Source organism: Amycolatopsis suaedae (assembly GCF_004214935.1).
Classification (GTDB): Bacteria; Actinomycetota; Actinomycetes; order Mycobacteriales; family Pseudonocardiaceae; genus Amycolatopsis; species Amycolatopsis suaedae.
In genome coordinates, this window is record NZ_SFCC01000011.1 from 258,299 (window position 1) to 270,905 (window position 12,607).

The following is a 12,607-nucleotide window of genomic DNA, read 5'->3' on the forward strand; positions in this document are numbered from 1 at the left end:
CAGTGACACGGGCGGGGTCAGTGCAGCCGGGTGGCCCGGCACAGCCGGGCAAGCCGACGAACGGCCAGCCGGGCGGTTTCGCGTGGCTCATCACCGATTTCGTGCACAGGGTTCCTGGCGCGGCACACGCGGTCGTGGTGTCCGCGGACGGGCTGCTGCTGGCGGCCTCGCGTGGCCTGCCGAAGGACCGGGCCGACCAGCTCGCGGCGGTGGCCTCCGGGCTGACCAGCCTGGCGCGCGGTGCGGCGAAGGTGTTCGACGGCGGCAGCGTCGCACAGACGGTGGTCGAGATGGCCAACGGTTTCATGTTCCTGATGTCGGTGTCCGACGGGTCGTGCCTGGCTGTGCTGGGCTCGCCGGACAGTGACATCGGTCTGGTGGTGTACGAGATGACGCTGTTGGTCGAGCGGGTCGGCCAGCAGCTGACCCCGGAACTCCGCGCGCAGCTCCAGGGTGCCGCGCGGCGGTAGGCGAGGTGAGAGGCGTGAAGCTGGTGCTCGAGGTGGACGGCGGACGTGCGCTGCGCTGCGGCGCGGGGCCGCGGTAGGACGGGGAGACTGTCGTGGACTCGGGACGATCGAGGGGCGACTTCTCCGGCGCGGGATGGCCGGGTGAATCGGACAACGCCAACGCGGGCGGGACGTCCAGTGAGGACTGGAAGACCTTCCGGGACCGAATCGACCGCGAGTGGCGTGCCCGGCGCAGCGACGGCGAACCCGAGCCGGGTGGCCGTGCCGGAGGCGACCAGGAAGCGGGCTGGTTGCGGCAGGCGGATGGCGAGTCGCTCGGCGGGCCGTCCGTGTTCAACGTCGACGACTTCAGAGACCGGCTGCTGAGCGGTCCGGGTTCGGAGTTGTACGGCGGTGGCAGCTCGATCGGTGGTGAGCCGGCCGGGTTCGCCGCGTTCAACACCGGGGGGACCGGTGAGTTCGCCGGTGTTCCCTCGGCGAGATCGGGTTCCCTGCCGCCGGAGGAGCCGCAGGAGAGTTCCGGGCTGGTGCGGCCGTATTTCCGCACCGGCGGCCGGACGAAGCCGACCTACGACCTCGCGATCGAGGCGCTGATCTCGACGAGCGAGCGTGGGCGGGTGATCGACTCGGTGCGGGTCCCCGAGCACCGGTCGATCTGCGACCTGTGTCTGGACACCCGGTCGGTCGCGGAGGTCGCCGCACTGCTGCGGTTACCCCTCGGCGTCGTGCGTGTACTCATCGGTGACGTGGCCGGCCTCGGGCTGGTATTGATACACAGCAGCAGCTCGGTGGTGGGAGACCGGCCGAGCATCGAGTTCATGGAAAGGGTGCTCAGTGGGCTTCGGAGAATTTAGCTCCGACGCGAATACACCGGCGGTCGCCGGGCCGACGTCGTCGGCCAAGATCGTTGTCGCCGGTGGGTTCGGAGCGGGGAAGACCACCCTGGTGGGCGCGGTTTCCGAGATCGACCCGTTGACCACGGAGGCCTCGATGACCGAGGCGTCCGTGAACGTCGACGACGTGTCGGCGACGCCGAACAAGTCCACCACTACCGTGGCGATGGACTTCGGCAGGATCTCCCTGGATTCGGATCTGGTGCTCTACGTCTTCGGTACCCCGGGACAGCACCGGTTCTGGTTCATGTGGGACGACCTGGCGCTGGGCGCTATCGGCGCGGTGGTGCTGGTCGACACGCGGAGGTTGTCGGACGCGTTCCCGTCCATCGACTTCTTCGAGAATCGCAAGCTGCCCTACGTCGTGGCGATCAACTGTTTCGACAGGTTGCTGCATCACCAGATCGAGGACGTGCGGCACGCGCTGACGATCTCGCCGTCGGTGCCGATCATGGCGTGTGACGCGCGGGAGCGGGAGTCGGCGAAGCAGGTGCTGATCGCCGTCGTTCAGCATGCGATCTCACACGACAAGGCGCTGCAGGCGGGCTGATTCACTCGTTCGAGCGCGGCCATCCGCGTGAACTCGCCGATGCTCACCAGCGTCCTACGACACGTTCGGCATCATGAATAGGCTGACCAGGAGCCGATGCCGATCCGCCTGAGGAGGGGACAGTGACAGCTTCTGCCGCCCAGTCCGGGAGTTTCGGCTGGCTGATCACCGACTTCGTACGCCGTGTCCCGGGGGCGGCGCACGCCGTCGTGGTGTCCGCGGACGGGTTGTTGCTGTCGGCTTCGGACGGTCTGCCGAGGGAGCGGGCCGAGCAGCTGTCCGCGGTGGCGTCCGGTTTGATCAGCCTGACGCAGGGCGCCGCGCGGTGTTTCGACGCGGGTGCGGTCAACCAGACCGTGGTGGAGATGGAGCGCGGGTACCTGTTCCTGATGTCGATCAGTGACGGGTCCAGCCTCGCGGTTCTCGCCGCGCCGGGTAGTGACATCGGTACCGTCGCCTACGAGATGACGTTGCTGGTGGACAGGGTCGGTGAGCAGCTGACGCCGGAGTTGCGGGCGCAGTTGCAGGGTGGCGTGCGGTAGCTGGCGAATGATTCGGATTCCACGTAACGACGACCAGGAACCTGGCGCCGAGTGGTCGGCGCTGCACTCGGCGACCGAGCGGGAGGGGCTGGACGACCCGAGCCGGTTCGACATCGCGCGTTTCCTGCCGCGCAGGAACCCGCGGCCGTCGCCGGCTCCACCACCTCCCCCGCCGCAGCCACCGCCTCCGCCGCCCGCGCCGGAGGTGGTCCCGCAGGCGATCCACTGGCCGTCCGAGCCGCCGGACGAGACCCCGGTGCCGATGCCGGCCGCGGTGCGGTCGGCCGGGATTCCGGCGCCCGCTCGGCAGGTGGGGCGGGCGTCGACGCGGACGCTGGTGCGGCCGTACACCCGGACCGGTGGCCGTACGCACTCCGAGCACAATCTGGCGCTGGAGGCGTTGATCTCGACGACCGAGCAGGGGCGCCGGTATCACGGCGCGGCGTCGGTGGAGCACCGGCTGATCTGCGATCTGTGTGTGCAGACGCGGTCGGTGGCGGAGATCGCCGCGCACCTGCGGTTGCCGCTGGGGGTGGTGAAGGTGCTGGTGGGTGACATGGCCGACGCCGGCCTGGTGCTGGTGCACGCGTCGAGCCTGGTGCTGGGTGACCGGTCGGCGCTGGAGTTCATGGACCGGGTGCTGCAGGGCCTGCGGAACCTCTAGGCGTCTTCGACGAGGGCTACCGACGTGATGCGGTGCAGGGGGTAGCGCTCGTTCTCGGTGCTTTCCAGTACGCCGCCGCCGACCCTGGCCGGGGTGACGACGCGCTGGCGGGCGGTGCCGTGGGCGTCGACGAATCCGATCCAGACTTCGCGTTGTTCGCGGGTGGCCTGGGACAGCAGTGCGAGGGTGAGGGCGGTGTCGGCGCCGCCGCCTCCGCTGGGCAGGCGGACGGTGGTGCCTTTGCGGGTGGTCGCGGCGCGGTCGCCTGCGCGGATGTGGGCGACGATGGCGCGTAGTTGCCCGGGGTCGACGGTGGCCTGGTCGGGTGCGGGCCGGGGCGCGGTGCGGGAGCGGGCCGGGGTGCGGCGGCCGCGGGCGCGGGTGAGGTCCATGATGCGGCCGTCGGGGCCTTCGGCTGCGGGGGCGAAGCCGGCGTCGCGCAGGGTGTCCAGTACGTCGGCCAGTGGCAGCGGGCTGACCAGGACGGTCGGGGCGATCTGGCGTAGTTCGAGTTCGGTGGCGGCGGGGGTGCGGACGACTTCGGCGAGCAGGCTTTCGTCGTCGCAGCGCAGGAACGATCCGGCGACGCCGCCGCGCAGGCGGCCGTGGCGGCGGGCGACGTCGTCGATGAGGTAGGTCAGGGCCTGCGGCACCGGGGTGGCGGAGCGCTGGCTGAACAGGGCGTGTAGTTCGGCGGCGGTGCGGCCGGTGTCGAGTGCGCGGCGGACGGTGTGTTCGGTGATGCGGTAGACGGTGGCGTGGCCGGCGGATTCGACGTCGGCGACGGCGAGGATCTCGGTGGCCAGTTCGGGTTCGAGTGGCCCGGGGGCGACGACGGTCAGGTCGGCCTGCACGAGGACCTTGTCGACGGGGTCGGGCATGGCGTCGGCCATGGCCTGTCCGGCGCGGGGGCGGTCGTCGTCGAGCAGGGCCCTGGTGGCGGTGGTGACGGCGCCGAGCGCGATCGCGCCGATCGCGGCGGCTTCGGCCATGGTCCAGCGGACCATTTCGTCGCGTAGCCGCCCGCCGCGGCGGGGTGCGCGCCAGGCGAGGGTGGCGGTGAGGTCGTCGGCGCTGTGCACGCCGGTGCCGGGTGGAAGGTCGGCGAGGGCGGCGAGGGTGCGGCGGCGGGCGACGGGGGCGAGTGGCCTGCGTAGTTCGTCGGCGAGCGGGGCGATGGGCTTGTCCTTGGCGTCGCGGTGGCCGGCGAGGCCGGGCAGGCGGGGCAGGTCGAGCCAGGTCTGGGCGAGCAGGGTCCAGCGGGCGTCGGGGGTGGAGGCGAGCCAGCTGTCGGTGAGCGTGGTGGGGACCCATTCCGGGGTGGTGTTCTGGTCGTCGGCGACGAGGCCGGCGCCGACGACGAGTTCGGCGATGAGCACGGCCCGGGGTTCGTCGACGTCGAGTTCGCGGGTGAGCCGCCGCAGTTCCCGTACGCCGAGCCCGCCTGCTTTGAGTACCGGTGGTGGTTGTCCGGACCAGAGCGTGAGCAGGGCTTCGGTGTGCCGGATGAACTCCATGGCTTCGCCGGCGGCGGTCTCGTCGACGGTGGCCGGTGCGTGCGGGTGGGTGTCCAGGCGCGGGGGCGCGAGGGTGCCGGGGGCGTGGATGTGGCCGCCGCGCAGGGCGAGGCCGATCTGCAGGGGCAGTTCGACGGTTTCGCTGTCGCGGCGGACGAGCAGGCCGCGGGCGAGCAGTTTCTGGGCGGGGGTGCGGGCCGAGGACAGCGGGACGTGGATGCCGGCGTCGCGGGTGCGGCCGACGGGCGGGCCGGGGGCGAGGGTGGTCAGCAGGGCCCGTTCGGCGTCGCTGAGTTCGTCGAGGTCGAAGTCGGGCAGGTCGGGGGCGGGGTTGCCGAGGCCGGCGGGGTGGGCGCCGAAGACGTCGCGGGCGGCGGGCGGTACGCGGATGGCTTCGTCGTCGCCCCAGGCCAGTGCGCGGGCCCTGAGGCGGTCGAGTGCGGCGTCGATGTCGGCGGGTTCGAGGCCGGCCAGTTCGACGAGCCGGTCGCGGCTGGTGGGGTCGGCGTCGGCGTGCACGACGAGCATCGCCTCGTACACGGCGAGGGTGACGGTGTCGAGGTCCTCGCAGGCGCGGGCGATCGAGCCGGGTGTGCCTGCCCGGGTGGCCAGCACGGTGCTGCTGGTCGGGGGTGGGGTGGCGAGGTCGCGGCGGGCGTGCAGCAGGTCGGTCAGGGCGTCGTCGGTGACCGAGCGCAGCCAGTCGGCCAGGGAGCCGGTACTCGCGTTGTCGCTGTTCGGCATGGGTCTGCTCACGATATCTGACACACTCCGGCGATGCGGGTGCTGCTGGTGGTGGTCGCGGTGCTGGCGGGGCTGGGGGCGTTGCTGGTGGTGCCCGCGCCGGTGTCGCCGAGGACGGACCGGCACGGTGACGGGGAGCTGGCCGAGGCGCTGGCGCGGGTTGTGGAGCGGCACGGCGGTGCGGGTTACGACCGGTTGTCGGTGGCGGTGGTGGACCGGGGTGCCGTGCGGGTGGCGGGACTGGGCGCGGATCCGGGGACGCCGTTCCAGCTGGCGTCGGTGGCGAAGGCGCTGACCGGGTCGCTGCTGGCGGACGCGGTGGGCCGGGGTGAGGTGACGCCCGCGACGACGCTGGGTGAGGTGTTCGGCGCTGGCCGGTTCGCCGATCCGGTGGTGGCGGGGGTGTCGCTGGCGGAGCTGGCGACGCACCGGTCCGGGATCGGGGCGCGGTTGCCGGGAGCGTGGTGGCGGTCGGTGCCCGCGGTGTTCGGCGGGCCGGTGCTGGACTCGGGTGATCCGGGTGACGTGGTAGCGGCGGTGGCGGCGCTGTTGGCGGCGGATCTGGGCAGCCGGGGCCGGTTCGACTACTCGAATCTGGGCATGGGTGTGCTGGGGCAGGCGCTGGCGGCGCGAGCGGGCATGTCGTACGGGCAGTTGCTGCGAACGCGCCTGGTGGCGGGTGCGGCGGTGGGCGAGGTGCCGCCGGGGGCGGCGGATCCGGGTGACGAGCTGGGCCGTCCGGTGGCGCCGGTGGTGGTGGCCGGGCTGGAGCCGGCGGGTGCCGGGGTGTACGCGAGCGCGGTTGACCTGGCGCGGTTGCTGGCGGCTCCCGTCGTGGCCGGGGCGCGGTCGGGGTTCGGCTGGGTACGGGTGGCGGGGATGAGCCTGCACAGTGGCGGGTTCGCCGGGGCGGGGTCGTTCGTGGCGGTGACCGACGAGGGTCGCGGTGTGGTGGTGCTGGGCAACACGTCGCGGTCGGTGGAGCCGCTGGGGATGGAGTTGCTGGGGTTGCCGGCGGCGCCGGGTGTGGTGCCGCCGGAGCCGCTGGTGCTGGTGGTGGCGCTGGGGGTGGTGTCGCTGGGTGTGCTGGTGGTGCCGCCGTTGCTGGTGTGGCGGCGCGGGCTGGATCGCGTGAGTGGCCCGACGGTGCTGCTGGCGTCGGCGGCCGTGACACTCGCGTCGTGGAACCTGGCTCCGGACGCCTGGTGGTTTCGCGTGCTCTGGCCGGCGACGGTCGCGTCCCTGGCCGTCACCACCGTCACCCTGTCGTCCCAATGGCCTACCCTCGGCTCCAGGGGGACCTGGTTCCGGCGAACGGCCCATTCGGCTGCCTGGCTTGTGTCGACGGCCCTTCTGGCGCTGGGCACGGCTGGCTGGTGGTGAGCGCGCGGGGTGCGTCGGGCACACTGTGCACGAGCGTGACGTGAACTTGCACGGGAGGAAGACGTGGCCAAGGCGAAGGACGGCAGGAAGCACGGGGTCGACCCGCACTGGCCCGAGGTGCCCGATGGCGAGCACCCCGTTTCCGAGCTGGCCGCCGACCGGCAGGGCGCGTTGTCGCCGTACGGCGATGTGACGTTCCCGCTGGACTCGGTGCCGTACGTGCACCCGGAGACCACGATCAACCGGGATTAGTTACCGGCGGGTTTACCGGCAGGTGCCGGGTGACCGGGGCCACGGGGCTAATGTCCTGAGTAGACATCAGATCACCAGCCTCGCGGGGGTGCGCCCATGCCCGTTCCGGGTCCCGGTTACTCGATCACCGTTCGCGTGGAGGCGCCGTCCTCGGCGTCCGCCGCGGGCGACCTGACCAGCGCGGTCGGTCGTGTCGGCGGTGTGCTGACGGCGTTCGACGTCGTCGAGTCGCACGCCGACTCGATCGTCGTGGACATCAGCGCCAACGTCCTGTCCGCCAACCACGCGGAGGACATCACGCAGGCGCTGGACGCGCTGCCCGGCGTCCGGGTGCGGAAGGTGTCCGACCGGACGTTCCTGATTCACCTCGGTGGCAAGCTCGAGGTGAACCCGAAGGTCGCGCTGCGTAACCGTGACGACCTCTCGCGGGCGTACACGCCGGGCGTGGCCCGGGTCTGCCAGGCGATCGCGGCCAACCCGGAGGACGCGCGCAGGCTGACGATCAAGCGCAACACGGTCGCCGTGGTCACCGACGGTTCGGCGGTGCTGGGCCTTGGCAACATCGGCCCGGCGGCCGCGCTTCCGGTGATGGAGGGCAAGGCGGCGCTGTTCAAGAAGTTCGCCGACGTCGACGCGTGGCCGGTGTGCCTGGACACCCAGGACACCGAGGAGATCATCCGCACGGTGAAGGCGCTGGCCCCGGTGTACGCGGGTATCAACCTGGAGGACATCGCCGCGCCGCGTTGCTTCGAGATCGAGGCGCGCCTGCGGGAGCAGCTGGACATCCCGGTGTTCCACGACGACCAGCACGGCACGGCGATCGTCGTGGTCGCGGCGCTGCGTAACGCGTTGCGGGTGGTCGGCAAGCGGCTGGAGGACTGCAAGGTCGTGGTCAGCGGTGTCGGCGCCGCGGGTTCGGCCATCATCCGGCTGCTGCAGCGCAAGGGACCGGGCGACGTCGTGGCGGCCGACATCGACGGCATCGTCCACTCCGGACGGGACAACCTGGACGACAACCTGCGCTGGGTCGCCGAGCACACCAACAAGCACAACGTGTCGGGCACGTTGCACGAGGCGCTGGTCGGCGCGGACGTGTTCATCGGGGTGTCGGCGCCGAACCTGTTCGGGGCCGAGCAGGTGGCGACCATGGCCGACGACGCGGTGGTGTTCGCGCTGGCCAACCCGGACCCGGAGATCGACCCGCTGGAGGCGCAGAAGCACGCGGCGGTGGTGGCCACCGGGCGTAGCGACTACCCGAACCAGATCAACAACGTGCTCGCGTTCCCCGGCGTCTTCCGCGGGCTGCTGGACGCGCAGGCCCGGCACATCGACGACGCCATGCTGCTGGCCGCCGCCGACGCGATCGCGGACGTGGTGGACGGCGACCGGCTGAACGCGTCGTTCATCGTGCCCAGCGTGTTCGATCCGGCCGTTTCCAGTGCGGTGGCGGGTGCGGTGAAGGCGGCGGCCCAGCGGGAGGCCTAGTCTCGGGGGCGTGAGTGAACTCAGCCACGTCGACGAGTCGGGTGCCGCTCGGATGGTCGACGTCTCCGGTAAGTCCGCGTCCGCGCGGGAGGCTGTGGCCACCGGGGTGGTGCGTACGACGGAGCGGGTGGTCGAGCTGCTGCGCGGCGGTGAGCTGGCCAAGGGTGACGCGCTGGCGGTCGCCAGGATCGCGGGCATCATGGGCGCCAAGCGCACGTCGGAGCTGATCCCGCTGTGTCACCAGATCGCGCTGACCGGCGTGGACGTCGACTTCACGCTGGAGGACGCGGCGGTGCGGATCACGGCCGCGGCGCGCACGACCGACCGCACGGGCGTCGAGATGGAGGCGCTGACCGCGGTGGCGGTGGCCGGGCTGGCCGTGCATGACATGGTCAAGGCCGTCGATCCGGCTGCGACGCTGGACCAGGTGCGGCTGGAACGCAAGACCGGTGGCAAGACGGGACTCTGGGAGCGTGGGTCGTGAGCCGTTCGGCGCGGGTGATCGTGGCGTCCAACCGGGCCGCGGAGGGGGTGTACCCCGACCGGACCGGGCCGATCATCGCCGAGTGGCTGGCCGAACGGTCCTTCGACGTGCCTGAGCCGATCGTGGTGCCCGACGGCGAGCCGGTGGCGCGGGCGTTGCGGGCGTGTCTGGCCGAGGACGTCCAGGTGGTCATCACGACGGGCGGCACCGGCGTGTCGCCGACCGATCGGACGCCGGAGGCCACCGCGCCGCTGCTGGACTACGAGCTGCCGGGCGTTGCGGACGCCGTGCGGGCGGCCGGGTTGCCTGCCGTGCCGACGGCGGTGCTGTCGCGGGGGCTGGCCGGGGTGGCCGGGCGGACGCTGGTGGTGAACCTGCCGGGGTCGCGTGGTGGCGTCGCCGACGGCCTGGAGGTCCTCGACGGCCTGCTCGACCACGCGCTGGACCAGCTGCACGGCGGCGACCACGTGCCGGCCGCGCCGGAGGCGGGCGGGGTGCCCGCGCGGGTGGCGCTGGCGCAGGTGACCGAGGCCGAGCTGTCGGTGGAGGAGCACGCCGAGCTGGTCGGTGACCGGGCGGCGGGCGCCGTCGTGACGTTCGCCGGGGTGGTGCGGGACCACGACGGCGGCAAGGGCGTGCGGGGCCTGTTCTACGAGGGGCACCCGAGCGCGGGCGAGGTGCTGGCCAGGGTGGTCGCCGAGGTTGCCGGGCGGGTGCAGGGCGTGCGGGCGGTCGCGGTGAGCCACCGGCTGGGCAAGCTGGAGATCGGCGACGTGGCGCTGGCCTGCGCCGTGGCCGGTGAGCACCGCAGGGAGGCGTTCGCGGCCTGCGCGGAGCTGGTCGACGAGGTCAAGGCCCGGCTGCCGGTGTGGAAGCACCAGAGCTTCGACGACGGCACCGACGAGTGGGTCAACTCCCCCTGACGCCGCGCGAGCCGCACGTTGCGTGCGCGGCCGACCAGCTTTAGCGGGCTAAAGCCGGTCGGGTCGGGGCGGGAGCGGTCAACTCGCGGGTCGGCAACGGTGGACTCGCGGGGCCGGAACGGTCAACTCGCGCGTGGGAACGTACGACTCGCGCGTGGGGCGGGTGGGGGCACAGACGAAAACAGGGCCCCACCGCCCGGGGGATGGCGGTGGGACCCTGCAGGGCCGTGGACCGGCCGGCTCGGGGTCGGCCGGGACGTGACCCTTACGAACTACTTGGTGGCGATCTTCTGACCGACGACGATCAGGTTCGCGTCGGAGATGAAGTCCTTGTTCAGCTCGTGGAGCTTCTGCCAGCCACCCTCGACGTTCAGCTGCTTGGCGATCTTCGACAGCGTGTCGCCGGCGGCAACGGTGTAGTCGCCGTTCGGGTTGGACTTGGCGACACCCGCGACGACCGGAGCGCTCTGCTGAACCGGCTTGGTGCTCTTCTGCTTGGCCGGAGCCTTCTTGGCACCCTGGGTGTTCTTGCTCTTGTAGCTGGCGGACGAGCCGCCCTTCTTGCCACAGTGCGGCCACGGCGAGGTGCCACGGGCGGCGTACAGGCGCTCGGCGACGGCGATCTGCTCGGACTTGCTGGCCTGGTGCGGCAGGCCCTGGCCGCCGTACGCCTGCCAGGTCCGCTTGTCGAACTGCAGACCACCGTAGTAGCCGTTACCGGTGTTGATGCTCCAGTTGCCGGTGCTCTCGCAGTGCGCGATCGCGTCCCAGTTCGGCGACGCCGACGCGGGGGTCGCGGCGATGGCCAGCGGGGCGCCGACGGCGAGACCGCCGACGACGACGCGAGCGATGTGACGGGTGGCTGCGGAAGCCTTGCGGTGCTTGCCTCGGTAAGACATCAGTTACAGCTCTCACTTCCACGCCTGCGCGTGCAGCGCTGCGGGCGGGCTCGGGAAAGCCCGGCCGGTCGCGGACCGGCTGACCTGGCTGCCGCGGGGGCGGCTGCCGTGGTCCCCCTCGCCCCTGTCCAGAAGTTCTTTCGCTCGGGGTTGGTTCCGGGATCCCGTCGGACAGGGTTCGGCGTTCTGGAATCCCGGTCTTGCTCGTGGTCGGTCGGGGCCAACCGAAAAGCGACGGTACGTAACGACGAACGTGATGGGAAATTATTCGAGGCGTGACCTACGTCACAGTAACAGCACGCAACCTTTGGCGATGAGCATGTTTTCGCAGGTCAGACCACCGTTATCAGGCCGTTTCCTGCCCGAGATAAATCACTGATCGTGAGGTTTGGGTCACGTGCTCTGCCTCCGAATGGACCGTTCGTGAACGTCGTCGAACCGGCTCCGAAACGCTGTTCAACCGCCCGCGAACGGCGGCAGCACGTCGAGTTCCGCGCCGTCCGGCAGCGGGTTGTCCACGTCCCGGACCGCTACGCCGTCCAGCAGGTAGCTGGAGACCTCCAGGACCTTCGGCAGCCCCTCCGGGTGCCGGTCCCGCAGCTCAGCCAGCGCGTCGGTCACCCTGGACCCGGCCGGCAGACTGAGCAGCTCGCTCTCCACCCCCGCGGCGGCCCGTGCGGAGGCGAAGAACCGCACGTGCACCGTCGTCGCGTGCTGGCCCACCTCGGCAGACACGGACATCTAGCCCCCGATCGCGCTCATCGGCCGGATCGGCTGCGCGAACCCGGCCTCGTTGATCTCGTGCCCGGCAAGTTTGCCCCACATCGTGTCCCGCCACGCCCGCGCTATCTCCTCATCGCGCGCGCCCGCGCGCGCGAGCGCGCGTAGGTCGGTCTCGGAGTTGCTGAACAGGCAGGACCGCACCGCGCCGTCCGCGGTCAGCCTGGTGCGCTCACAGGCCGAGCAGAACGGCCGCGTGACCGACGCGATGACACCGACCTCGCCGGGCCCGCCGTCGACGGTCCACTTCTCGGCCGGCGCGCCGCCCCTGGGCTCATCGGAGACGGTGAGGGTGAACTCGGACCGCAGCAGGTCGAGGATCTCCCCGGCGGTCACCATCTCGTCGCGCCGCCAGCCGTGCTGGGCGTCCAGCGGCATCTGCTCGATGAACCGCAGGTGGTAGCCGTTGTCGAGGGCGAACCGCAGCAGCGTCACGGCCTCGTGTTCGTTGACGCCACGCAGCAGCACCGCGTTGATCTTCACCGGCTCCAGCCCAGCCGCCTTCGCGGCCGCGAGGCCCTCCAGTACGTGCCGCAGCCGGTCCCGGCGGGTGATCTGCCGGAACAGTTCCTCGTCCAATGTGTCCAGGGACACATTGATCCGGTCCAGGCCGGCGTCGACCAGCTCGGCCGCGCGGGCCGCCAGCCCGATGCCGTTGGTGGTCATTGACAGCCGGGGCCGCGGCCGCAGCGCCGCCATCCCGGCGACCAGGCCGGTCAAACCCTTGCGCATCAAGGGTTCGCCGCCGGTGAGCCGGATGTCGGTGATACCGAGCGACTCCACGGCGATCCGCATGAGCCGCAGCAGCTCGTCGTCGGTGAGCACCTGCGAGCTGGGCATCCAGTCGAGGCCCTCGGCGGGCATGCAGTACGTGCAGCGGAGATTGCACCGGTCGGTCAACGAGACCCGCAGGTCGGTGGCCACTCTGCCGAAGCTGTCAACCAGCGCGGGGGTGTCCGGGCGGGGCGAGGCCGGAACGCTGGCGACACGGGGGATCCCGAGGTTTACCGCCGTCATCATG

At 71.5% G+C, this 12,607-nt stretch carries 14 protein-coding genes; 10 read left to right on the forward strand and 4 right to left on the reverse strand.

Annotation, left to right across the window (positions count from 1 at the left end):
* The first annotated feature begins 2 nt into the window (after positions 1-2).
* The 5 genes from EWH70_RS22905 (at position 3) to EWH70_RS22925 (ending at position 3,119) form a co-directional block, all read left to right on the forward strand.
* Positions 3-470, forward strand: a complete 468-nt coding sequence (locus EWH70_RS22905) for a roadblock/LC7 domain-containing protein (protein WP_165436368.1) — start codon at positions 3-5, stop codon at positions 468-470.
* Positions 471-562: 92 nt separating this feature from the next.
* A complete protein-coding gene (locus EWH70_RS22910) occupies positions 563-1,324 on the forward strand; it encodes a DUF742 domain-containing protein (RefSeq protein ID WP_130477532.1) in 762 nt (253 codons plus the stop codon).
* Positions 1,305-1,913, forward strand: a complete 609-nt coding sequence (locus EWH70_RS22915; protein WP_130477533.1) for a GTP-binding protein — start codon at positions 1,305-1,307, stop codon at positions 1,911-1,913. The genes EWH70_RS22910 and EWH70_RS22915 overlap by 20 nt, the downstream gene beginning before the upstream one ends.
* 122 nt (positions 1,914-2,035) lie before the next feature.
* The gene (locus EWH70_RS22920) at positions 2,036-2,455 is read left to right on the forward strand and encodes a roadblock/LC7 domain-containing protein (protein ID WP_130477534.1); all 420 of its coding nucleotides are present in this window, start codon (positions 2,036-2,038) and stop codon (positions 2,453-2,455) included.
* A 7-nt stretch (positions 2,456-2,462) separates the two neighbouring features.
* Complete coding sequence (locus EWH70_RS22925) at positions 2,463-3,119, forward strand: DUF742 domain-containing protein (RefSeq protein ID WP_130477535.1); 657 nt, start codon at positions 2,463-2,465, stop codon at positions 3,117-3,119.
* On the opposite strand, the gene EWH70_RS22930 is transcribed toward EWH70_RS22925, so the two are convergent.
* Positions 3,116-5,380, reverse strand: coding sequence for a helicase-associated domain-containing protein (locus EWH70_RS22930; RefSeq protein WP_130477536.1), 2,265 nt, complete (start codon positions 5,378-5,380; stop codon positions 3,116-3,118). The genes EWH70_RS22925 and EWH70_RS22930 overlap by 4 nt on opposite strands.
* Before the next feature lie 33 nt (positions 5,381-5,413).
* On the opposite strand from EWH70_RS22930, the gene EWH70_RS22935 reads away from it, so the two are divergent.
* From EWH70_RS22935 to EWH70_RS22955, 5 genes are all read left to right on the forward strand, one after another.
* Positions 5,414-6,763, forward strand: coding sequence for a serine hydrolase domain-containing protein (locus EWH70_RS22935; protein ID WP_130477537.1), 1,350 nt, complete (start codon positions 5,414-5,416; stop codon positions 6,761-6,763).
* Positions 6,764-6,826: 63 nt separating this feature from the next.
* Positions 6,827-7,015: a hypothetical protein gene (locus EWH70_RS22940; protein ID WP_130477538.1), complete on the forward strand. Its 189-nt coding sequence runs from the start codon at positions 6,827-6,829 to the stop codon at positions 7,013-7,015.
* A gap of 96 nt (positions 7,016-7,111) precedes the next feature.
* Positions 7,112-8,500 (forward strand): NAD-dependent malic enzyme, encoded by a 1,389-nt coding sequence (locus tag EWH70_RS22945; RefSeq protein WP_130477539.1) that lies wholly within the window; start codon positions 7,112-7,114, stop codon positions 8,498-8,500.
* Positions 8,501-8,510: 10 nt separating this feature from the next.
* Positions 8,511-8,984: a cyclic pyranopterin monophosphate synthase MoaC gene (moaC, locus tag EWH70_RS22950; protein WP_130477540.1), complete on the forward strand. Its 474-nt coding sequence runs from the start codon at positions 8,511-8,513 to the stop codon at positions 8,982-8,984.
* The gene (locus EWH70_RS22955) at positions 8,981-9,907 is read left to right on the forward strand and encodes a molybdenum cofactor biosynthesis protein MoaE (RefSeq protein WP_130477541.1); all 927 of its coding nucleotides are present in this window, start codon (positions 8,981-8,983) and stop codon (positions 9,905-9,907) included. The genes moaC and EWH70_RS22955 overlap by 4 nt, the downstream gene beginning before the upstream one ends.
* Positions 9,908-10,179: 272 nt before the next feature.
* On the opposite strand, the gene EWH70_RS22960 is transcribed toward EWH70_RS22955, so the two are convergent.
* The 3 genes from EWH70_RS22960 to moaA all read right to left on the reverse strand — a co-directional run bounded on the left by EWH70_RS22960 (position 10,180) and on the right by moaA (position 12,603).
* Entirely contained in the window at positions 10,180-10,806 is a 627-nt protein-coding gene (locus tag EWH70_RS22960; protein WP_130477542.1) for a LysM peptidoglycan-binding domain-containing protein, read from the reverse strand.
* A gap of 456 nt (positions 10,807-11,262) precedes the next feature.
* The gene (locus EWH70_RS22965; protein ID WP_130477543.1) at positions 11,263-11,547 is read right to left on the reverse strand and encodes a MoaD/ThiS family protein; all 285 of its coding nucleotides are present in this window, start codon (positions 11,545-11,547) and stop codon (positions 11,263-11,265) included.
* On the reverse strand, positions 11,548-12,603 hold the full coding sequence (gene moaA, locus EWH70_RS22970) for a GTP 3',8-cyclase MoaA (RefSeq protein ID WP_130477544.1): 1,056 nt from the start codon (positions 12,601-12,603) through the stop codon (positions 11,548-11,550).
* Positions 12,604-12,607 lie beyond the last annotated feature (4 nt).